The sequence below is a fragment of the Streptomyces sp. DSM 116793 genome (assembly GCF_057320905.1).
Map to the genome: position 1 here is coordinate 6745842 of NZ_CM170494.1, position 19853 is coordinate 6765694.

General features: G+C 69.6%; 19 protein-coding genes and 1 pseudogene. 12 read left to right on the plus strand and 8 right to left on the minus strand.

Features of this window, described 5'->3' with window-relative positions:
• Nucleotides 1-108: 108 nt before the first annotated feature.
• From ACSMXW_RS26555 to ACSMXW_RS26565, 3 genes are read right to left on the minus strand one after another with little or no spacing between them, the layout of a single operon-like run.
• Entirely contained in the window at nt 109-342 is a 234-nt protein-coding gene (locus tag ACSMXW_RS26555; RefSeq protein ID WP_485799930.1) for a DUF7848 domain-containing protein, read from the minus strand.
• The gene (locus ACSMXW_RS26560) at nt 330-554 is read right to left on the minus strand and encodes a hypothetical protein (protein WP_485799931.1); all 225 of its coding nucleotides are present in this window, start codon (nt 552-554) and stop codon (nt 330-332) included. The genes ACSMXW_RS26555 and ACSMXW_RS26560 overlap by 13 nt, the downstream gene beginning before the upstream one ends.
• Nucleotides 551-808 (minus strand): hypothetical protein, encoded by a 258-nt coding sequence (locus ACSMXW_RS26565; RefSeq protein WP_485799933.1) that lies wholly within the window; start codon nt 806-808, stop codon nt 551-553. Before ACSMXW_RS26565 ends, ACSMXW_RS26560 begins: the two co-directional genes overlap by 4 nt.
• Nucleotides 809-954: 146 nt before the next feature.
• On the opposite strand from ACSMXW_RS26565, the gene ACSMXW_RS26570 reads away from it, so the two are divergent.
• The 3 genes from ACSMXW_RS26570 to ACSMXW_RS26580 are packed head-to-tail and all read left to right on the plus strand — an operon-like array spanning nt 955 to nt 3059.
• The gene (locus ACSMXW_RS26570; RefSeq protein WP_485808325.1) at nt 955-1668 is read left to right on the plus strand and encodes an XRE family transcriptional regulator; all 714 of its coding nucleotides are present in this window, start codon (nt 955-957) and stop codon (nt 1666-1668) included.
• Between the two features lie 4 nt (nt 1669-1672).
• On the plus strand, nt 1673-2143 hold the full coding sequence (locus ACSMXW_RS26575) for an NUDIX domain-containing protein (protein WP_485799934.1): 471 nt from the start codon (nt 1673-1675) through the stop codon (nt 2141-2143).
• Nucleotides 2144-2180: 37 nt separating this feature from the next.
• Nucleotides 2181-3059, plus strand: coding sequence for a restriction endonuclease (locus ACSMXW_RS26580; protein WP_485799936.1), 879 nt, complete (start codon nt 2181-2183; stop codon nt 3057-3059).
• Here ACSMXW_RS26580 and ACSMXW_RS26585 read toward each other — a convergent pair whose 3' ends face one another.
• Both ACSMXW_RS26585 and ACSMXW_RS26590 read right to left on the minus strand, forming a co-directional pair.
• Nucleotides 3060-3638 (minus strand): recombinase family protein, encoded by a 579-nt coding sequence (locus ACSMXW_RS26585; RefSeq protein WP_485799937.1) that lies wholly within the window; start codon nt 3636-3638, stop codon nt 3060-3062. It lies immediately after the preceding gene.
• Nucleotides 3639-4127: 489 nt separating this feature from the next.
• Complete coding sequence (locus tag ACSMXW_RS26590; protein WP_485799939.1) at nt 4128-5525, minus strand: recombinase family protein; 1398 nt, start codon at nt 5523-5525, stop codon at nt 4128-4130.
• A 12-nt stretch (nt 5526-5537) separates the two neighbouring features.
• On the opposite strand from ACSMXW_RS26590, the pseudogene ACSMXW_RS26595 reads away from it, so the two are divergent.
• Nucleotides 5538-5708, plus strand: a pseudogene (locus ACSMXW_RS26595) (thiamine-binding protein); the annotation flags it as partial.
• 527 nt (nt 5709-6235) lie between these two features.
• Nucleotides 6236-8044: a glycosyltransferase family 2 protein gene (locus ACSMXW_RS26600; RefSeq protein WP_485799940.1), complete on the plus strand. Its 1809-nt coding sequence runs from the start codon at nt 6236-6238 to the stop codon at nt 8042-8044.
• A 58-nt stretch (nt 8045-8102) separates the two neighbouring features.
• Here ACSMXW_RS26600 and ACSMXW_RS26605 read toward each other — a convergent pair whose 3' ends face one another.
• Nucleotides 8103-9131: a glycoside hydrolase family 6 protein gene (locus tag ACSMXW_RS26605; protein WP_485799942.1), complete on the minus strand. Its 1029-nt coding sequence runs from the start codon at nt 9129-9131 to the stop codon at nt 8103-8105.
• 654 nt (nt 9132-9785) lie between these two features.
• Between ACSMXW_RS26605 and ACSMXW_RS26610 the strand changes: the two genes are divergently transcribed.
• The 3 genes from ACSMXW_RS26610 to icmA all read left to right on the plus strand — a co-directional run bounded on the left by ACSMXW_RS26610 (nt 9786) and on the right by icmA (nt 12664).
• Nucleotides 9786-10295 (plus strand): MarR family winged helix-turn-helix transcriptional regulator, encoded by a 510-nt coding sequence (locus tag ACSMXW_RS26610; protein WP_485799944.1) that lies wholly within the window; start codon nt 9786-9788, stop codon nt 10293-10295.
• Between the two features lie 114 nt (nt 10296-10409).
• Entirely contained in the window at nt 10410-10748 is a 339-nt protein-coding gene (locus tag ACSMXW_RS26615) for a DUF3817 domain-containing protein (RefSeq protein ID WP_485799946.1), read from the plus strand.
• A gap of 215 nt (nt 10749-10963) precedes the next feature.
• Nucleotides 10964-12664 carry a coenzyme B12-dependent isobutyryl-CoA mutase large subunit gene (gene icmA, locus ACSMXW_RS26620; protein WP_485799948.1) on the plus strand — a complete coding sequence of 567 codons (1701 nt, stop codon included), beginning with the start codon at nt 10964-10966 and terminating at the stop codon, nt 12662-12664.
• A gap of 230 nt (nt 12665-12894) precedes the next feature.
• Here the strand turns inward: icmA and ACSMXW_RS26625 are convergent, their stop codons facing one another.
• Nucleotides 12895-13539 carry a TetR/AcrR family transcriptional regulator gene (locus ACSMXW_RS26625; RefSeq protein ID WP_485799950.1) on the minus strand — a complete coding sequence of 215 codons (645 nt, stop codon included), beginning with the start codon at nt 13537-13539 and terminating at the stop codon, nt 12895-12897.
• Between the two features lie 341 nt (nt 13540-13880).
• Here ACSMXW_RS26625 and ACSMXW_RS26630 point away from each other — a divergent pair, with 341 nt between their 5' ends.
• The 4 genes from ACSMXW_RS26630 to ACSMXW_RS26645 all read left to right on the plus strand — a co-directional run bounded on the left by ACSMXW_RS26630 (nt 13881) and on the right by ACSMXW_RS26645 (nt 18063).
• Nucleotides 13881-14855 (plus strand): tetratricopeptide repeat protein, encoded by a 975-nt coding sequence (locus ACSMXW_RS26630; protein WP_485799952.1) that lies wholly within the window; start codon nt 13881-13883, stop codon nt 14853-14855.
• Between the two features lie 618 nt (nt 14856-15473).
• The gene (locus ACSMXW_RS26635) at nt 15474-16091 is read left to right on the plus strand and encodes a DUF6230 family protein (RefSeq protein ID WP_485799954.1); all 618 of its coding nucleotides are present in this window, start codon (nt 15474-15476) and stop codon (nt 16089-16091) included.
• A 135-nt stretch (nt 16092-16226) separates the two neighbouring features.
• Nucleotides 16227-16799 carry a DUF6114 domain-containing protein gene (locus ACSMXW_RS26640; RefSeq protein ID WP_485799956.1) on the plus strand — a complete coding sequence of 191 codons (573 nt, stop codon included), beginning with the start codon at nt 16227-16229 and terminating at the stop codon, nt 16797-16799.
• Complete coding sequence (locus ACSMXW_RS26645) at nt 16789-18063, plus strand: hypothetical protein (RefSeq protein WP_485799958.1); 1275 nt, start codon at nt 16789-16791, stop codon at nt 18061-18063. Before ACSMXW_RS26640 ends, ACSMXW_RS26645 begins: the two co-directional genes overlap by 11 nt.
• Nucleotides 18064-18345: 282 nt before the next feature.
• Here the strand turns inward: ACSMXW_RS26645 and pyk are convergent, their stop codons facing one another.
• On the minus strand, nt 18346-19767 hold the full coding sequence (gene pyk, locus ACSMXW_RS26650) for a pyruvate kinase (RefSeq protein ID WP_485799960.1): 1422 nt from the start codon (nt 19765-19767) through the stop codon (nt 18346-18348).
• Between the last annotated feature and the right edge of the window lie 86 nt (nt 19768-19853).

The following is a 19853-nucleotide window of genomic DNA, read 5'->3' on the forward strand; positions in this document are numbered from 1 at the left end:
GCTCGGCGCACGTGAAAGGCCCCGCCGTGCACCTCGGAGAAGCGCGCGGACGGGGCCAGGCCGACTCGCTGAGCCGTGTTACTCGCCGTCGCTCAGCGGGTATGGGCTCTACTTGTCGCGGGTCACGCGGGCATGGTCGGTGAACTCGCGCCGGAACAGCTCGTGTCCGGTGCGTCCGGTGTGCCGTAGCGCCCAGTCCTGGGCGTCGTTCGGGTCGCCCTGAGGGCCGGACGATTCGCCGCACTCGTACGTCACACAGAACAGCGCGGCCGTGATGCCGCCCTCCGGGGCGTGCCGGATCGTGTGGTTGACGTAACGCAGGACGGCCCTCACCTCGTCCACTTCCTGGAAGCGTTCACCTCGCGCACCTTGGCGCGTAGTTCGTCGGACGTCGTGGCCTCTCTGAGGGCCTGCGGGGGCACGTCCCACTCGATGCCGCCACCGGGCGGGCGGAGTTGGACGTACGAGCCCACGGTGTCCATGACTTCGCCGTGACGGTCGTTCCTGGTGTCCACGGCCAGGCTGCCGGCCTCGGGGACGTCCTGGGCAGTCATGAGCACCTGCTACGGATCGCCTCGGCGAGCTTCAAGGCGGTGTCGGAGTTCACTCGGCCCAGGTCCACCAGCGGCAGGCCGGACGTGAGCGCGGTGAGGTCGGTGCTCAGCGACGGGAGCGTGACGCCGGCCATGGCGCACGCTTCCCTCAACTCCCGTGCCCCGGAGTCCGCTTCGCGCCACGCAGTCGACGCGTGGTCCTGTTCGGCCGACGGTCGTTCCATGCTCACCGCGGTCCCCTTGCTCTCGGTCATGCCGTCGATCGTCCGCTTGCCACTCGGGACGGTGGAACCTCGTACGTTTCCCACTTCGGGACGTCCCGCAGCGGGTAGAACGTCCCTGGGTATGTCCCGGACACATGAGGGGGGATGGCGTGCCGAACGAGAGACTGCGTACCGTCATGGCGGCGGGAGGTTGGACCTGCGCGGCGCTGGCTGAGAAGGCAGAGGTCGATCCCAAGTCCGTTGAGCGATGGGTGAATCTGGGGCGTACTCCGCGCAGGGCTACGGCGTTGCGGGCCGCTGAGGCGCTGGGTGAGGACGTGCATGCGCTGTGGCCCTCCCTGCGCCAGGCGCGGGCCGCGCGGGCAGTGAGTCCCGAGTTGGTGGCGCTGTACGGCCAGCGGGCCGACCTGCCCGTGTCTGTCTTCGTGGAACTCCTGGCACAGGCCCGCCAGCGGATTGACGTGTTGGTGTACGCGGCCGTGTTCCTGCACGAGGCGTACCCCAGGCTCAATGACCTGCTCCAGGAGCGTGCGGCGGAGGGGTGTTCGGTCCGTATCGCTGTGGGGGATGCCGAGAGTCCCAACGTTCAACAGCGGGGTGGGGAGGAGCGGTTCGGGCACGGGATCGAGTCGCGGTGTCGCCTGTCGCTCCTGCACTACCAGCCTCTCGCCGGGGTACCGGGGATCGAGCTGCGCACGCATGGGACGACGCTCTACAACAGCCTGTATCGCGCAGACGATCAGGTGTTGGTCAATGCCCACGTGTGGGGCGTGAACGCCTACGGTGCGCCCGTGTGGCATCTGCGCCGGAGCGTCGATGGCGGCATGTTCGACACCTACGCGGAGAGCTTCGACGCCGTATGGGAGACAGCCCGACTCGTGCAAGGGTGAGCCCATGGCCCGTACCGAGTACTACGACGACCCGGACGCTCCGGAGCCCAACAGCCTTGTCGTGGCGGCCTCTGCCGTGGTCACCGATGACCAGGGGCGCATCCTGCTTCAGAGGCGCCGGGACAACGACCTCTGGGCGCTTCCTGGCGGCGGGATGGACATGGGGGACTCGCTGCCCGGTACGGCTGTCCGGGAGGTCAAGGAGGAGACGGGCCTTGATGTGGAGGTCACGGGGCTTGTCGGCACGTACACCGACCCACGGCACGTCATCGCGTACAGCGATGGGGAGGTGCGCCGACAGTTCAACGTGTGCTTCACGGCGCGGGTTGTCGGCGGGGAGCTGGCCATCTCGGACGAGAGCACTGAACTCCGCTTCGTGGAGCCTGCGGAACTGGACTCCCTGCCTATGCACCACACGCAAAGGCTGAGGCTTTGGCACTACATGGAAGATCGGGACGCTCCTTACCTGGGGTAGTCGAACTGATCAGCGAGCTGGTGAGGACTTATGTCACATGCCAAACACAGGTGAGACCTTCGAGAGTTACGTTCAATTTATCTACGAGACTCTGCTGGGTGCCGAGGGGAAGAATATCTCGGTCTCCAGGAGGGCGACCGTCTTCGATAATCACGGAAACTCCTACAACATCGATGTTTTCTATGAATTTGATGTGGCGGGAGTGCATCATCGGGTTGCAATTGAGTGTAAGGACACTCGCCGACCGGTGGAGCGTGATGATGCGATTGCTTTCGCGGGAAAAATTCGTGACCTACCGAGCGCTATCGGAATCTTCATCTCGAAGAGCGGATTCCAACCTGCTGCAAGGAAGTATCTTAGAGATCACGGGGTCGTGCACTACAGCGGGGGTGACTTGCCGCACCTCGGGAGCGTCATTGCATCCATGATCTCGCCGATTGCCATGCCCGATGAGTCGGCGGTCGGTCAACCCTTCTGGACTCTGATGCGGCAAGAAGAAGGGCACACCACGGGTGTTTGGTGCCTTCTGCAGGAACCTGGTGTTGATCGTCAGGGCGGGGTGCACGCGAAGGGGGGAAATCCTGCTGGAGCATTCCCGCTGTTTTTCTCGAAGCCGCAGGCCGAGTTGTTCTGGAAGCTCTACCACGGCGAGTCTCCGGAAGTTTGTGTTCGGGGTATTGAGCAGCCTGCACTGAGGTTCCTCATGCTCATGGCTGACAGTGAAGGGCGCCAGTTCGCGATTTGTCAGCCATTTGATGATGAGGAGGGTCGACCTAAGATGATCTGTCAGGGGTGGACCGCTAGAGAGCTTGCTCGTGAATACTCGATGGTCGACATTTCTGCGAAGTTTGAAGGGGAGACCCATAAGGGTGGCCGCAGTCGTAAGTTTGGCGCCTCCAGGAGGCGTGGCAGATAGTCAGGTGGTGGAACCTAGCGCCCGGTAGAGCGTCGCGCGGCTCACTCCAAGGGCCTTGGCTATGGCCGTGACGCTCTCGCCCTTGGCCTTGCGGGCCTTGGCGGCGGCGAGCTTGTCGGCGTCCATGACAGTCGGCCGCCCTCCCGTACGGCCCTGCGCCTTGGCGGCCTCAAGACCGGCGCGGGTCCGGTCCTTGATGAGAGACCGCTCGAACTCCGCCATGGCGCCCACGACTTGGAGCATGAGGCGCCCGTCCGGCGTGTTCGGGTCGATGCTCGCCAGTGCGCCCGTCAGGACCTTGAAGCCGATCCCGCGCTCCGCGAGGCGGTCCACCATGGACACGAGGTCGATCAGCGAGCGGGCGAAGCGGTCCAGCTTCCATACGCACAGGGTGTCGCCGGGGCGGAGGTAGTCCAGGGCGGCGGCAAGCTCCGGGCGGTCCGTGTTCTTGCCGCTGGCCTTGTCCGTGAAGATCCGGGCGCAGCCTGCCTCTTGGAGTGCGTCGAGTTGAAGCTGCGCTTCCTGGTCGTCCGTGCTGACGCGTGCGTACCCGATGAGGTGTCCCGTGTTCTTCGCCATGACCCAACAGTCTCATAACTCGTCTCAAAATGTCAGCACCTCCAGGCTGGTTGTGAGACGGGTTTTGGGCGCGTGTCGGGGCTCGCCGGGTGTGGGTCACTCTCGTCTCACAAACCATCGATTCCGAGACGGCTGCCAGTCGTCACCCGACGTGATCATTCGCAGGCGCCGCGCCCCGAATCGAGGCCAAAAAACTGCCTCTCGTACCAACTTCCTATGGGGAATCACAGAGGAAGAAGTACGCAGAGGCAGTTTTTTGGCCTCACTCGGCGGGGTGTAGGCCGTGATTCCGGCGACCCTGGAACCCGTAGCACCTCTGAGTCGCTATACGCTTGCGGGGTGTGATCTTCGGTCGAAGGGGGTACCCCCAACCTCGTCGGTCATCGGTCACTCGGCGTCACGCTCCTCGCTGCCGCTTGCACACACGAGAACGGCCCCACCGCCGGATCAGGGTCCGGCAGCGGGCCGTGAGTGGTACTCGGGGCAGGGCTATAGGGCTTCACTCAAGGCGAGGCCGTCCAATTCGGCTTCTGGCGCCTCCTCTGGCGTCGGTCCCCAGGCAATGGTCAGGCGGTCGGCCAGTTGCTTCGGGTGGAGTGTCACCCGCAGTCTCATGCCCGCCAGGAGGCGGGACCGGTCCGGTACGTCGTACATCTCCCAAGCCTGCGCCATGGTCCGTCCGGTGGCCACCTGGACTTCCCGGACGTCGGGGTCATGCGCGGCCCTCAGACGGGCGTACGTGTCTTCGAGGTCTTGGGCCAAGCTCTCCAGTGTCCCCAACATCAGCGGGCCGGCGGTGGCCATGCGTGCGGCCAGACGCTCCGCCTGTTCCTTCGCTTCGAGTAGTTCGGCGGACAGGTCGTTGCCGCCCTCCAGTCGGATGACGGTCTCTGCGTAGGAGCCGAAGGTCGCCAGGAACTCCGCCGCCACGCGGCCGTCCAGCGTCTCCGCGTAGATGGTGACGTGGCCCGCCTTGCAGCGGTACAGGGGGACGCCCTTGTCCGATGTGCCGCCGTTGAGCTTCCCCGCGCATCGGTGGCAGAACGCCATGCCGGAACACATGGGCGTAGCGCGACGCGGGGCACGGTCCTGGCCCGTGGCCAGAGCCAGCATGCGCTCCCGGACCTTGAGCAACTCGGCGGCGGACAGGATCGGTTCGGCGAACTTCACGGGCGTGATGCCGTCCGCCTCGCAGACCAGTTCGCCCTTGTGCGCGCGCTGGCCTCGCAGTGTGGGGGACTTCAGGAGCCGTCGCCATTGCGGCTCCGACAGGTCCGTCATGCGTGCCGTGGCGGCAACCGTGGAGCCGTTGACGAGAGCCGCGACGGCTTTGCGGACCTTCGCGGCCTGGTCGTCGTCGATGGCGAGGTAAGCGGCGCCATTCCGACGCTCGACGCGGTAGCCGTACGGGGGGCGGCCTGAGGACCAACGGCCTTGACTCCGGCGTGTGGCGTGCCCGTCGGTGATGCGGGACGCGATCGCGTTGCGCTCCCACTCGGCAAGCGCGGCCAGGACCGTGGCCACCATGCGCCCGGTCGGAGTCGTGGTGTCGATGGCGTTGTCGGTGGTGGCAATCGACGCGCCGTGCGCTTCGGCCCAGGCGACCAGCCACAGGAACTCGGACACGGACCTGGCGAACCGGTCCAGCTTCCACGCCACGACCACGGTGGGGCGGGCGGCCATCAGGGCGGCCATCCCTTTACGTGCTTCCAGGGGCTTCGCGCCGGACGCACCGGCGTCGATGTACTCGATGGCGTCCGCCGGGTCGTACCCGTGGGCGAGTAACCAGCGGTGAGCGAAGGACCTCTGGGTTTCAAGGCTGGCGCTGTCGTCGGACTCGCGTGACAGCCGGAGGTAGATGGCGATGACCGCCCGTTGTTTCGTCATGTGCTCCAAGATACGCATGTTCCAGAGGAGTGGGACGAGGTGATGGACGTCGTGCGACGCGCGGTCGCCGCGGTGGAGCGGCGGGCGCCCCGGGTTTCGCTCGTCCTCAAGGCGGACATCAGGCCGGGGGTCGCCGATGGGCTCACCTCGAAGGTGGAATCGGTACGCCACCTCGCGATGTGAGCGCCCCTTTTGCGGGTGACCCACCAGCGCAGTTCCCCGCGCCCCTCGTAAGACCCAGCCCCTCGTCCCGGTGGCGACCTGACGGTCCCGCCGTGGCTCGTCGCGCAGTTCCCGCGCCCCTGATCGGGCCCGGCCCCGCGGCCCGGTGGCGATCCTGCGGTCTCGTCGTGGCTGGTCGCGCAGTTCCCCGCGCCCCTTCAAGGCGGGGCTGCGCCCCGCCCCAGCCAGGGGCGCGGGGAACTGCGCGAAGAAGTACCGCGGCGGGGCAGCCGGAATGAAGACGCTGACCGCCCCAGCCAGGGGCGCGGGGAACTGCGCGAAGAAGCACCGCGGCAGGGCAGCCGGAAGAGGACGCGAACCCCCGATGAGGGGCGCGGGGAACCGCGCGGCGAAGTTGCCGGGGAACCCCCGAGCGGGAGCGGAAATGCACTCGCGCGCCATCAAAACCGCCCGCACGGCCCCTCCCGGGTCGACAGTGTCCTCTATGTCCATTTCTGTGGGTACAGCGGCTCTTTCGACACCACACAATGGAGGGCGCTGTGCGGCCGGAGGGCTACGACTACGACACCCACAGCACGCTCGCAGGACCCCTCACCGAGCCGGACGAGGACCCCTACCGGGTCCGGTACCGCTCCCTGCTCGCCCAGGAGCCCCACCGCATCCGCGCCGTCGCCCTGATGGCGCTGGCGCCCGTGCTCACGGGGGTCCTCCTCGTCTATCTCGTCTGGCCCTCGCACTGGACCAGACGAGAGGGCGCCGACCGGTGGCTGACCGGCCTCGACATGGCGATGCTGGTCATCATCGGCCTTATCGAACTGTTCATGCTCGTCAACGTCCTGTCCATCGCCCATGCCACCCTGGTCGCCCGCGACCCGATACCGGTCGTCCCCGAGGAAGGCACCCGGGTGGCCTTCCTGACCACCTACGTGCCCGGCAAGGAACCGATCTCCATGGTCCGCGCCACCCTCCAGGGCGCCGTGCGCGTGCGGCACCCGGGGCCGCTCGACGTGTGGCTGCTGGACGAGGGAGACAGCGACGAGGCCAGGGACCTCTGCGCGGAGCTGGGTGTGCGGCACTTCAGCCGCAAGGGGGTGCCGGAGTGGAACCAGCGCAGCGGTCCCCACAAGGCGGGCACCAAGCACGGCAACTACAACGCCTGGCTCGCCCTGCACGGCCGCGACTACGACTACTTCGCCTCCGTCGACACCGACCACGTACCGCTGCCGAACTTCCTGGAGCGGATGATGGGCTACTTCCGCGACCCGGACGTGGCCTTCGTCGTCGGACCGCAGGTCTACGGCAACTACGACTCGGCCGTCACCAAGGCCGCCGAGTCGCAGCAGTTCCTCTTCCACGCCCTGATCCAGCGGGCCGGCAACCGCTACCGCGCACCCATGTTCGTCGGCACCAACAACGTCGTCCGCATCCCCGCCCTGCTCCAGATCGGAGGACTGTACGACTCGATCACCGAGGACATGGCCACCGGTTTCGAGCTGCACCGCAGGAAGAACCCGTACACCGGGCGGTACTGGCGATCCGTCTACACGCCCGACGTCCTGGCGATAGGCGAGGGCCCGGCCACCTGGACGGACTTCTTCACGCAGCAGATGCGCTGGTCGCGCGGCACGTACGAGACGCTGTTCAAGCAGTACTGGAAGGCGCCGTTCACCATGCCTCCCGGGCGCTGCTTCTCGTACACGCTGATGCTCGTCTACTACCCGATGACCGCGGTCAACTGGCTGCTCGGCATCCTGAGCTGCGTGCTGTTCCTGTGGTTCGGGGCGTCCGGGACGCAGGTCGCGGCCTCCGTGTGGCTGATGCTCTACAGCGACGCGGCGGCGCTGCAGATCGGCCTGTACCTGTGGAACCGGCGGCACAACGTCTCGCCGCACGAGCCGGCGGGCTCCGGCGGGCTCGCGGGCATGGTGATGTCCGCGCTGTCGGCGCCCATCTACGCCAGGTCGCTGTGGAGCGCGGTGCTGCGCAGGCCCAGCCGGTTCGTCGTCACCCCCAAGGGCGGCACGGGCGGCGCCGACCGGCTGATGACCTTCCGTATCCATCTCTCCTGGGGGGCGGTGCTCACATCGTCCCTCGCCGCCTCCGTGGTGCTGCACCACACCCATGTGGCCATGCGCACCTGGGCCTGCCTGGCCCTGGCCGTCTGCCTCGCACCGCCGGGGGTCTGGCTGTGCACGGCCCTGGCGGCCCGGGTGCGCCGTCCGGCCCGTCGCCCGGTGCCGGTGGCCGACGCGGAGCCCGTCCGGCCGCTCGTCTCGGGCAGCCGGGTCACGGCCCCGCCGGAGACGGTCGGCGGTGGCGCGCCGGGACGGAACTGACGCCCGTGGGGCCCCGGTGCACGCCGGGGCCCCACCGGCGCGTACCGGGGCGGCCCCCTCAGCCCTGCGAGGCACGGGCCAGGCCCAGGGCGTACTGCGGCCACCAGGTGCCGGCCGCGGGGCCGCCCCGGCACCGGCCGTCCGACTCGCCCGGCCGCTTGATCCACAGGTAGGCGTCGACCAGCGGGTCGCCGGTGTTCAGGCTGGGCGGGGTGCCGAGCGCGCGGCCCGGCGGATTGCACCAGGCCGTGCTGTGGTCGCCGTCCAGCGGCCCGTTGCCGTTGCGGCTTGTGTCGATCACGAAGTGCTTGCCGCCGCTCCGCCCCCGCGCCTGCGTCCCCTTGAGGGCGGCGGAGAGACGGTGGCCGTACGCCTTGGCCGAGTCGGTGGTCTGGAAGTTGGAGACGTTCAGCGAGAAGCCGTCCGCGCGGGCGATACCGGCGCGGCCCAGCGGCTCCACGAGGCGGCGCGGGTCGTTGATCCAGGCGGGGTTGCCCGCGTCCAGGTACACGCGCGTGTGCGGCTGCCGCCCCAGCCGGTCGATCGCCTGGGAGAGCAGTGCGTACCGCTCGGCCTGGTACTCGTGGGGCGTACAGCCGTCCACCGCGTGGGCGACCGCGTCCGGTTCGAGGATCACCCATGCCCGGGCGTCGCCGAGGGCCGCCGCGAACCGCTCGATCCACTGCCGGTAGGCCGCGGCGTCGCGGGCGCCGCCCGCCGAGTGCTGGCCGCAGTCCCGGTGCGGGATGTTGTACGCGACGAACAGCGCGGTCCTGTCCTCCTTGGCCGCGCCCTCCGTGGCCGCGCGCATCATCGGGCCGGGGTCGTCCCCGGCCGGCCAGATGGCCGTGGGCTGCCGGGCGATCCGCTGCAGCAGCCGCGCGTCCGCCTCCCGGCCGTGCCGCTGCCAGTCGTCGGCCTGCCAGGCGGCCGGGCTCGCCGGGTCCACCCAGAAGGGCGCCACCGAGTCGTGCACCGCGCCGCCCACCGTCGTGGTCTCGGCGGCGCTTCCTGACGAGCAGCCCGCCGCGGCCCCGAGCCCGCCGAGCAGCGTCAGGGCCGCGAAGGTACGGATCAGCCGGGACATCCTGCTCCCTCAGGGGGTGACGACGGCACGCCGGGCACAGCTGTCGTCGGCTCTGCGACCGGGCCCCGGATCATCAGGGGGTGCGCTCATCCTGGCACACATGCCCCATTTGCCCGTGTTACAACACAGCCCCGCCCCCATCCGGGGCACCGCCCCCGGCCCCGTTCGCGTCGGGTCGGCACCGTCCCGAGGGGGCTGTTGCTGGCGTCCGGGCCACCGGTGGGTTGCGCGCGCGGTTCCCCGCGCCCCTTCGGGATGGGGCCCCTCCCCGGTGGGGGCGCGGGGAACCGCGCGAACGACCCGCACGGGCCCGCGGCCGGCGACCGGCCGCGCGCCCCCACGGCGGGGCCCCGCCGGCTACCGTGCCCCCTTCGCGGTACGCGAATTCCGCACCGTCTTCGTCGCCCACGCCTGCTCCCTGCTCGGCGTGGTCGTCAGCGAGGCCGAGCTCGTCGCCGTGCGGACGGTGGTGGCCGCGGCGGCGCCCTGGGCACCGTCTGCGGCGTCCTGCCGGCCCTGGAGCTACGCCGCACCGCTCGCCCGGCGGCCGGCGGCGCGGTGGCGCGGTGGCGCGGAGCCCGGTCCACCCGAGGGGTGAGACGGAGTTCCCAGCATCCGGTCGGTCGGAAAACCCGGACCGGTAAGGTCGGAAGCGTGCCAAAGCCGCTCAGTCTTGCGTTCGACCCGATCGCCCGCGCCGACGAACTGTGGAAGCAGCGCTGGGGATCCGTGCCCTCCATGGCCGCCATCACGTCGATCATGCGCGCGCAGCAGATCCTGCTCGCGGAGGTCGACGCCGTCGTCAGGCCCTACGGGCTGACCTTCGCCCGGTACGAGGCGCTGGTGCTGCTGACCTTCTCCAAGGAGGGCGAGCTGCCCATGTCCAAGATCGGTGAACGGCTGATGGTGCACCCCACCTCGGTGACCAACACCGTCGACCGCCTGGTCAGGTCCGGCCTGGTGGCCAAGCGCCCCAACCCCAACGACGGCCGGGGCACCCTGGCCTCCATCACCGACAAGGGCCGCGAGGTGGTCGAGTCGGCCACCCGGGACCTGATGGCGATGGACTTCGGCCTCGGGGTGTACGACGCGGAGGAGTGCGGGGAGATCTTCGCGATGCTCCGGCCGTTGCGGGTGGCGGCGAACGACTTCGAGGACGTCTGAGGCGACGGTCGCCGGAGCGGGCCCGGCGACTGCCGGGATCCCGCGGGGCGGGGCACCGCCCCGGGGGCCGGGGGTGCCCGCAGAGCGCGCAAATCGGGCGGTTACTCTCCTGTCATGAGGAAAAGCGTGCTGACGCGCTACCGCGTCATGGCCTACGTCACCGGTGTGCTCCTGGTGCTGCTGACCCTTGGCTGTATCGCCAAGTACGGGCTGCAGATGGACGGCGCCGCGGGTTTCGTGACCGCCGTCGGTATCGCGCACGGCTGGCTGTACGTCGTGTACCTGATCTTCGCCTTCGACCTGGGTTCCAAGGCTCGGATGCCGCTCCCCAGGCTGCTGTGGGTGCTGCTCGCGGGCACGATTCCGACGGCGGCGTTCTTCGTCGAGCGGCGGGTCACGCGTGAGCTGGAGCCGAAGATCGCGGCGGACGCCGCGGAGCCCGTCAAGGCCTGACGGTCACCCCTCCCGGGGGGGCGCCCCCGCGGGGTCCGATCGGCCACCCGTCCGCCGGTGGTCCGGTGCGGCGGAGGCTGCCCCACCGGGCGTCCCCCACTGCCTGAAGGCCGTGGGAGGCACCTCCATCCCCGCGCCCCTGCCCGGGTCGGCGTCCACAGTTCGTGCCGGTACGCGTCGACAGTTACTAGGACGTCCTAGTAAAATTCCACGGTATGCACGCTGATGCGATCGAGGAGGGCCGCCGACGCTGGCAGGCCCGGTACGACGCCGCCCACACCCGCGGCGCGGATTTCACCACGCTCTCCGGGGACCCCGTGGAGCCGGTCTACGGGCCGCGGCCCGGCGACACCTACGAAGGCTTCGAGCGGATCGGCTGGCCGGGGGAGTACCCCTTCACCCGAGGCCTGTACCCGACCGGCTACCGGGGCCGCGCCTGGACGATCCGCCAGTTCGCCGGGTTCGGCAACGCCCGGCAGACCAACGAGCGGTACAAGATGATCCTCAAGGCCGGCGGGGGCGGCCTGAGCGTGGCCTTCGACATGCCGACCCTGATGGGCCGGGACTCCGACGACCCCCGTTCGCTCGGCGAGGTGGGCCACTGCGGTGTCGCGATCGACTCCGCCGCCGACATGGAGCTGCTCTTCCAGGACATCCCGCTCGGCGACGTCACCACCTCGATGACGATCAGCGGCCCCGCGGTGCCCATCTTCTGCATGTACCTGGTCGCGGCCGAGCGCCAGGGCGTCGACCCCGCCGTGCTGAACGGCACGCTGCAGACGGACATCTTCAAGGAGTACATCGCACAGAAGGAGTGGCTCTTCACCCCCGAGCCGCATCTGCGCCTCATCGGCGACCTGATGGAGTACTGCGCCGAGGGCATCCCCGCGTACAAGCCCCTCTCGGTCTCCGGCTACCACATCCGCGAGGCGGGCTCCACGGCCGCCCAGGAGCTCGCGTACACGCTGGCGGACGGCTTCGGCTACGTCGAGCTCGGCCTCTCCCGCGGCCTGGACGTGGACCGCTTCGCGCCCGGCCTGTCCTTCTTCTTCGACGCGCACGTCGACTTCTTCGAGGAGATCGCGAAGTTCCGTGCGGCCCGCCGCATCTGGGCCCGCTGGATGAGGGACGTGTACGGGGCGACCACGGACCGTGCGCAGTGGCTGCGCTTCCACACCCAGACCGCCGGTGTGTCCCTCACCGCCCAGCAGCCGTACAACAACGTCGTGCGCACCGCCGTGGAGGCCCTCGCCGCGGTGCTGGGCGGCACGAACTCCCTGCACACCAACGCCCTCGACGAGACCCTCGCGCTGCCCAGCGAGCAGGCCGCGGAGATCGCGCTGCGCACGCAGCAGGTGCTGATGGAGGAGACCGGCGTGGGGAACGTCGCCGACCCGCTCGGCGGCTCCTGGTACGTCGAGCAGCTCACCGACCGCATCGAGGCCGACGCCGAGAAGATCTTCGACCGGATCAGGGAGCGCGGCGAGCTGGCCCACCCCGACGGGCGGCACCCCATCGGCCCGATGACCTCCGGGATCCTGCGCGGCATCGAGGACGGCTGGTTCACCGGGGAGATCGCCGAGTCCTCGTTCCGCTACCAGCGGGCGCTGGAGAAGGGCGAGAAGCGTGTCGTGGGCGTCAATGTGCACACCGCCTCGGTCACCGGTGACCTGGAGATCCTGCGGGTCAGCCACGAGGTGGAGCGTGAGCAGGTGCGGGAGCTGGGGGAGCGGCGCCGCGCGCGTGACGACGCGCGCGTGCGGGAGGCCCTGGACGGCATGGTCGCTGCCGCACGGGACGGGTCGAACATGATCGAGCCGATGCTCGCGGCGGTGCGCGCCGAGGCGACGCTCGGCGAGATCTGTGACGCCCTCCGCGACGAGTGGGGCGTCTACACGGAGCCGCCCGGGTTCTGAGCTCCCCACCTCCCGGCCGGGTGCGCCCCGACCTGCCCAGGGGCCGGGGGACTGCGCGCGCAACCCGCTCCCGGCCGTCCCGTACTGCCTTGAAGGCGTGGGAGGCCCCCCGGAGGCGGCAGAGACCGCCCCTTCGGGGCGGTGGCGACCTGATGGTCTCGTCGGGGCCGGGCGCGCAGTTCCCCGCGCCCCTTCCGGGGGGCGGGACGCCCGGGGTGACCACTCGGGGGCTAGCCCCCCGGCAACGGGGACACCGCGGCTGCCAGGCCGCCGGTGAGGAGGGCGACCAGGCCGTGGACCCACTCGCTGTCCACGGCCTGGTTGCTGACCAGCATCCGGTGCACCACCGCCCCCGCCACCACATCGAAGATGAGATCCGCACTGCGTGCGGCGTCCCGGGCGCAGGTGGCCCGGGGCAACTCCCCCCGCTCCTCGGCCCGTGCCCGCCCGAGCAGGACGAGCCGCTTCTGGCGGGCCACGATCGAGTCCCGTATCCGGGTCCGCAGCGGCTCGTCCCTGGTGGACTCGGCGACCACCGCCATCAGTGCCGTCTTCGTCTCCGGCCGGTCGAGCAGTGCGGCGAACTGCCGGACCACGCCCTCGATGTCCGCCGCCAGACTGCCCCGGTCGGGCAGCTCCAGCTCGTCGAAGAGCGCCGCCACCGCGTCCACGACCAGCTCGTTCTTCCCGGCCCAGCGCCGGTAGAGCGTGGTCTTGGCGACCCCCGCGCGCGTCGCGACGTCGCCCAGCGTCAGCTTGGACCAGCCCAGGTCGACCAGGGCGGCGCGGGTCGCGTCGAGTATGGCGGCGTCCGCGGCGGCACTGCGCGGACGCCCGGTGCGGGGGCGGGTACGGGCAGGGCTGTGGGGGGACATGCAAGGGACCATACCGGCGGGTAGCCGAGCCGCCTCCGAGGCGTCCCGGTGAGCAGGATCACAGCGCGGTACGGGGCTCGGTGCACCGGAATCCGGGCAGGCCAGTTACGCTACGACGCGTAGCGAAAGCAGTCGTGCGCCGGGCGCGACGGCCACCGCGTCCGGCACCGCCATCGCCGCCGGACGAGGAGGCCCACTAGGGTCCGGCAAGCCCGCCGGAGGCCGCGCCCGGCCGGGATTCCGTCGCCGCGCGCGGCGGGCCGCACGGCCGGTGGCGCGGCGCGCACCACGCTTTTCGCCATGCTTTTCACTGCGGCCCGAGGAAGGGGGAGGATGTACTCATGCAGCCACGGAACATGTCCATGAGCGGGGTCGTCGACCTCGGCGCGGTGAAGGCGGCCCAGGAGGCCAGGGCGAAGGCGGAGCAGGCGCGGGCGGAGGCCGCGCGGCAGGGCGGCGGCGGAGCGGTCTCGCCCGCGAGCCTGGTGATCGACGTCGACGAGGCGGGGTTCGAGAGCGCGGTGCTCCAGCGCTCCGCCGAGGTCCCCGTCGTCCTCGACTTCTGGGCCGAGTGGTGCCAGCCCTGCAAGCAGCTCAGCCCGGTCCTGGAGCGCCTCGCCCGGGAGTACAACGGCCGCTTCGTGCTCGCCAAGATCGACGTCGACGCCAACCAGATGCTGATGCAGCAGTTCGGGATCCAGGGCATCCCGGCGGTCTTCGCGGTGGTCGCGGGCCAGGCACTGCCGCTCTTCCAGGGGGCCGCCCCCGAGGCCCAGATCCGCCAGACCCTCGACCAGCTGGTGCAGGTCGCGGAGCAGCGCTTCGGCCTCACCGGCCTGACCGTCGATCAGGACGCCGAGGAGCCGGAGGCCGGCGCCGCCCCCGCCGCCCCCGCGGGCCCGTACGACGCCCTGCTGGAGGCCGCCGTCGCGGCGCTGGACGCCGGCGACCTGGGCGGCGCGGCCCAGGCGTACAAGAACGTCCTTGCGGAGGACCCGGCCAACACGGAGGCCAAGCTCGGCCTCGCCCAGGCGGAGTTGCTGCAGCGCGTGCAGGGTGCCGACCCTCAGCAGGTGCGCACGGAGGCCGCCGGGAAGCCGGACGACGTCGCCGCGCAGATCGCCGCCGCCGACCTGGACCTGGTGGGTGGTCATGTCGAGGATGCCTTTGGGCGACTTGTCGACACGGTGAGGCGTACCGCGGGCGAGGACCGCAACGCCGCCCGGCTCCGGCTGCTGGAGCTCTTCGACGTGGTCGGCGCCGACGACCCCCGGGTGGCCACCGCCCGCAGGGAACTTGCACGAGCGCTCTTCTGACCAGTCGCTAAACACCGGGCCTTGTGATGCCCGGGTGAAGGTTCTTTGAGGGAGCGATGCGGCGGCCGCACTTTGCCAAAACTTGGGGAAAGCGGCCGCTGTTACTCCCAGTAAGAACCGTTTGAGAATCTGTCCGGATACGTTCCTTCCTGGGCGATCCGACGTCACGCCATGCCACACTCCATGTGATCAGTTGATCTCGGGCCGTCGTGATTCAGTTATCCGGCCGTTACTGCTCAGTAACGAACCCCCTTGTGCGGGCGCCGAGAATGCACCACGATCGGCGACGCTCGGTCCATTCCCCCCAGCCCGACGGCCAGTCGTGTGCGAGGGGTCTGGGTCCCCACCGGGCGGGGCGGGTGCCGCTGGCGCCGGCCTTGGACAGGGGGGTCCTTGCCCGATGTGCGGCAGGGCCTGTCCGGAAGGTTGCGTATATGCGTGAAGGCGCAGCCAAAGTGGTTGTCGCTCGGGGGTGATCGCCGGTTTTTGGGCGCATGCAGTGCCTCCGAAGCGGGCGCTCTCCTTCCCGAGGACGTAGCACTTCTCCCATCCCTGCCCGGCTGAACCCGACGAGGAGCAGTCAGGGCCGGAGATGTACGTCCGAGAAGGAGGAAAGTCATGGAGTCCGTGGCTCGTGGCGGAACCAGATGGAAGCGGTTCGCCGTGGTCATGGTGCCGAGCGTCGCGGCGACCGCCGCGATAGGCGTGGCCCTTTCGCAGGGTGCGCTTGCGGCATCGTTCAGCGTGTCCGGTCAGCAGTTCAAGGTGACTGCCGACCGTCTTGACGGTACTGGGTTCGTGCAGTACGGCGCCGTCGACAGCGGCAAGTCGGGTGACCACCCGGTTGCCGTGGTCGGCTTCGACGACGCGGAGATCACCAACCTCTGCCAGTCCGTGGTCGTCCCGGTGCCGGTCTTCGGCGACGTGTCGATGAAGCTCACGGCAGGTGCGCCCGGTGGTGAGCGGGTCAAGGCCAACAAGCTCTACATCGACGCCGACGACCTGCACACCAACGCGACCTTCAACAAGATCGACATCGGTACCTCGGTGGACAGCACCACCAAGGGCCCGGGTCCGTCGAAGGGCGACAAGTACCTTCCCGACAGCTTCGCCCAGCAGGCCGAGTCCGCCACCTTCACCGATGTGAAGCAGCAGGCCTGGGCGACCACGGCGGGAACCTTCAAGCTCTCGGGCCTCGGTATGAAGGTCCAGAAGGGCAAGCACGAGTGCTACTGAGCGCATTGCCGCTGAGACACTGGGGCTGAACGGCCGGGCGCGGGGGCGCGGGTCACCTCCCGTCCGTCCCCGTGCCCCCGTACTCCCGAACCGCATGATCACAGAACCAACGCCATTCCCGAGGAGCTGTACGACATGAGCGCCGAAGCGCAGGCAGGGTTGGGCGCACGGCTCGGCCGGATGCGCCGATCGTTCCGAGGGTGGCGCGGTCAGCGCCCATTCTGGGGTGGTCTGCTGACGCTGCTGGGCGGCATCCCGATCATGTACATCCCGTATGCGAACTTCACGCTCGGCACGATGACGATCCGGATGGCCACCACCGCGGGTGCCGGCTCCCTGATCATCGGGGTGCTGCTCGTGGTGCTCGGTCTGACGATGTGGTACCAGAAGCACTCGCGGGTGTTCGCCGGTGTCGCAGCGATCCTGTTGAGCCTGGTGTCGCTGGTCGTCTCCAACTTCGGCGGTTTCTTCATCGGCTTCCTGCTCGCCCTCGTCGGCGGCGCACTCGGCATCTCCTGGGCGCCCGGCAGGGCGGTCAACCAGGACGCGAAGGAAAGCTCGACCTCCGACGGCCCCCCGGCGGCCGACGAGAGCCCCGTCCCGCCGCCGGCCGTCGCAGGCGCAACCTATATGGTGAACGGCGAGGCGGAGGACCTGTTTGGAAACAGCCGATCCAAGGGCACGAACGGGAGGCACCGTGCGGGCTGACGAGGTCCACCACGACGATTCAGCGGGTGGGACCCGGGAAAGAGCCGGCGGCCGCCATGCCGCGCCCGGGCGCCATGCCGCGCCCAGGAAGCCGCTGTTCACCAGGCTCCAGATGCCGGCGGGCAAGGCCTTCGCCCTCGCGGCGATGCCGACCGCCGTCCTCATGGGCATGGGCCTGACTCCGACGTTCGCCGCGGCCAAGGGGCTGCCGAAGAACCCGTTCTCGGACGGACCCTGCGTCAGCCAGCCGGACGAGACCCCGGACGACGACACCCAGAAGCCGGACGACAAGAGCACGGACAAGGCCGACCAGCCGAAGCCCGGCGCGTCCGACGCGTCCGACGCGTCCGGTGCGGACAAGGACGGCAAGGGCGACGCCTCGGCCAGCCCCTCCCCGTCCGCCTCCGCGACGCCCTCCGGATCGGCGAGCCACGCGCCCTCCGCCGGCGGCACGTCCACACCCGCCCCGTCCGCCTCGTCGTCCTCCGGCAAGAGCTCGGGCGGGCTGCTGGGCGACCTCGGTGACGCCCTCGGGGGTGTGCTGAGCGGTGGGCAGGAGAAGTCGTCGGCCCCGTCGACGCCGACTCCGACGCCGTCCGCCGACCAGAGCGGCAAGGAATCCGGTTCGCTGGTGGACAAGGTCACCGGCACCGCGAAGGACACCGTCGGCAAGGTCGGGGACACCGCCGAGCACGTCACGGACGGCGTCAAGGACACCGCGGACAAGGCGGTCTCGCCGTCGCCGTCCGCCGGTGATCCGACGGCGCAGGACGCGGACGGCAAGGCGTACCCGTGCGTGGTGGAGAAGAAGTCGTCCGGCAAGGACGAGACGCCGCCGGTGCCGATCCCCAACCAGCCGTGGAACCTGCAGGCCAGCTCGCTGACGCTGAACGGCCTCGACTACAAGGGCGTCGTGAACCTCACGATGCCCAACGGCCAGACCAAGCAGGCGCTGAAGTTCACGGCGGACGACGGCATCGACATCGGCGATCTGCACCAGACCGTGGCGGGTCAGGACGGCAAGACGTACCACGTCCAGGCCGCGCCCGGCTCGACGTCCACGATCCGTGGGGGCCGGGTCACGATGTACACGGAGAGTCTGTCGGGCAACCTGTTCGGCGTCATTCCGATCGTCTTCGACCCGGAGCACCCGCCGCCGCTCAACATTCCGGTCGCCTACTTCACCAATGTGAAGATCGTCCAGGCCGGCCAGTTCGGCGGGAACCTCACGGTTCCCGGCCTCCACCAGTACCTCACAGGGTGACCCGTTGCCCGGTCCACCGGAACCGTCCGGGAGCCGCATGTTGTGGCCCGTACCCCCTCGCGGGGGTGCGGGCCACCGCCGTTCAGCCGTTGTGTGCGGCGCACACTCCAGGGGCGCGGGGAACTGCGCGACCAGCCACGACGAGAAGCGTCGGGTCGTCACCGTCCGAAGGGGGCTGTTTCTGTCGCTGCCGGGCCACCGGCCGGTGGTGGGTTGCGCGCGCCGTTCCCCGCGCCCCTGAGGTGGGCCGGGGCGGCCGGAGGCCGCCCGGGAGCCGGCCGCTCAGGCCGTGCCGAGGTGGTGGACGCGCACCATGTTGGTCGTGCCGGGCACCCCGGGCGGGGAGCCCGCGGTCATGACGACGACATCGCCGTTGTCGAAGCGGCCCAGCTTCACCAGCTCCGCGTCGACGAGCTCGACCATCGCGTCCGTGTTGTCCACGTGCGGCACCACGAACGCCTCGACCCCCCACGTCAGCGCCAGCTGGTTCCGCGTCGCCGCGTCCGTCGTGAACGCCAGGATCGGCTGCACGGCCCGGTACCGGGAGAGCCGGCGGGCGGTGTCGCCGGACTTGGTGAAGGCGACCAGCCCCTTTCCGCCCAGGAAGTCCGCGATCTCGCACGCCGCACGGGCCACCGCGCCGCCCTGCGTGCGCGGCTTCTTCGTGGTCACCAGGGGCTGGAGGCCCTTGGACAGCAGCTCCCGCTCCGCGGCGGTCACGATCTTCGACATGGTCTTGACCGTCTCGATCGGGTACGCCCCCACCGAGGACTCCGCCGACAGCATGACCGCGTCCGCGCCGTCCAGGATCGCGTTCGCGACGTCCGAGGCCTCGGCGCGCGTCGGACGCGAGTTGGTGATCATCGACTCCATCATCTGGGTCGCCACGATCACCGGCTTGGCGTTGCGCCGGCACAGCTCGATGAGCCGCTTCTGCACCATCGGCACCTTCTCCAGCGGATACTCCACCGCCAGGTCGCCGCGGGCCACCATCACGCCGTCGAACGCCATCACCACGTCCGCCATGTTGGCCACCGCCTGCGGCTTCTCCACCTTGGCGATGACGGGGACGCGGCGGCCGACCTCGTCCATGACCGCGTGCACGTCCTTGATGTCGTTGGCGTCCCGGACGAAGGACAGCGCGACCATGTCGCAGCCCATGCGGAGCGCGAAGCGCAGGTCCTCCACGTCCTTGTCGGAGAGCGCCGGCACGTTGACGGCGGCGCCCGGGAGGTTGATGCCCTTGTGGTCGGAGATCACGCCGCCCTCGACGACGATCGTCTTGACCCGGGGCCCGGTGACCTCCACGACCCGCAGCTCGACATTGCCGTCGTTGATCAGGATCGGGTCGCCGATGGCGACGTCGCCGGGCAGGCCCTTGTAGGTGGTGCCGCAGATCGACTTGTCGCCCTGCACATCCTCGGTGGTGATGGTGAACTCGTCACCCCGCACGAGCTCCACCGGACCCTCGGTGAAGGTCTCCAGACGGATCTTGGGGCCCTGCAGGTCGGCGAGGACGCCCACGGCGCGTCCGGTGTCCTCCGCCGCCCGGCGGACGCGGTGGTACCGCTCCTCGTGCTCGGTGTGGGAGCCATGGCTGAAATTGAAGCGGGCCACGTTCATTCCGGCGTCGATGAGCGATTTGAGCTGCTCATACGAGTCGACGGCGGGGCCAAGTGTGCAGACGATTTTGGAACGGCGCATGGAACGGATCCTATCGGTTTGTTTCAGGGCGGAATTATCCGGAGTCCGCCAACGGGCAGAAGTGACACATGTGCGGCGCCTTGCTC

Excerpts from the sequence above, each read along its gene's own strand:
- ACSMXW_RS26635 (WP_485799954.1), top strand. The coding sequence starts at position 15,474 with ATGGAGTCCGTGGCTCGTGGCGGAACCAGATGGAAGCGGTTCGCCGTG.
- ACSMXW_RS26615 (WP_485799946.1), top strand. The coding sequence starts at position 10,410 with ATGAGGAAAAGCGTGCTGACGCGCTACCGCGTCATGGCCTACGTCACC.
- ACSMXW_RS26625 (WP_485799950.1), bottom strand. The coding sequence starts at position 13,539 with ATGTCCCCCCACAGCCCTGCCCGTACCCGCCCCCGCACCGGGCGTCCG.
- ACSMXW_RS26590 (WP_485799939.1), bottom strand. The coding sequence starts at position 5,525 with ATGACGAAACAACGGGCGGTCATCGCCATCTACCTCCGGCTGTCACGC.
- ACSMXW_RS26585 (WP_485799937.1), bottom strand. The coding sequence starts at position 3,638 with ATGGCGAAGAACACGGGACACCTCATCGGGTACGCACGCGTCAGCACG.
- ACSMXW_RS26630 (WP_485799952.1), top strand. The coding sequence starts at position 13,881 with ATGCAGCCACGGAACATGTCCATGAGCGGGGTCGTCGACCTCGGCGCG.
- ACSMXW_RS26570 (WP_485808325.1), top strand. The coding sequence starts at position 955 with ATGGCGGCGGGAGGTTGGACCTGCGCGGCGCTGGCTGAGAAGGCAGAG.
- ACSMXW_RS26600 (WP_485799940.1), top strand. The coding sequence starts at position 6,236 with ATGGAGGGCGCTGTGCGGCCGGAGGGCTACGACTACGACACCCACAGC.
- ACSMXW_RS26605 (WP_485799942.1), bottom strand. The coding sequence starts at position 9,131 with ATGTCCCGGCTGATCCGTACCTTCGCGGCCCTGACGCTGCTCGGCGGG.
- ACSMXW_RS26580 (WP_485799936.1), top strand. The coding sequence starts at position 2,181 with ATGCCAAACACAGGTGAGACCTTCGAGAGTTACGTTCAATTTATCTAC.
- ACSMXW_RS26565 (WP_485799933.1), bottom strand. The coding sequence starts at position 808 with ATGACCGAGAGCAAGGGGACCGCGGTGAGCATGGAACGACCGTCGGCC.
- pyk (WP_485799960.1), bottom strand. The coding sequence starts at position 19,767 with ATGCGCCGTTCCAAAATCGTCTGCACACTTGGCCCCGCCGTCGACTCG.
- ACSMXW_RS26575 (WP_485799934.1), top strand. The coding sequence starts at position 1,673 with ATGGCCCGTACCGAGTACTACGACGACCCGGACGCTCCGGAGCCCAAC.
- ACSMXW_RS26560 (WP_485799931.1), bottom strand. The coding sequence starts at position 554 with ATGACTGCCCAGGACGTCCCCGAGGCCGGCAGCCTGGCCGTGGACACC.
- ACSMXW_RS26640 (WP_485799956.1), top strand. The coding sequence starts at position 16,227 with ATGAGCGCCGAAGCGCAGGCAGGGTTGGGCGCACGGCTCGGCCGGATG.
- icmA (WP_485799948.1), top strand. The coding sequence starts at position 10,964 with ATGCACGCTGATGCGATCGAGGAGGGCCGCCGACGCTGGCAGGCCCGG.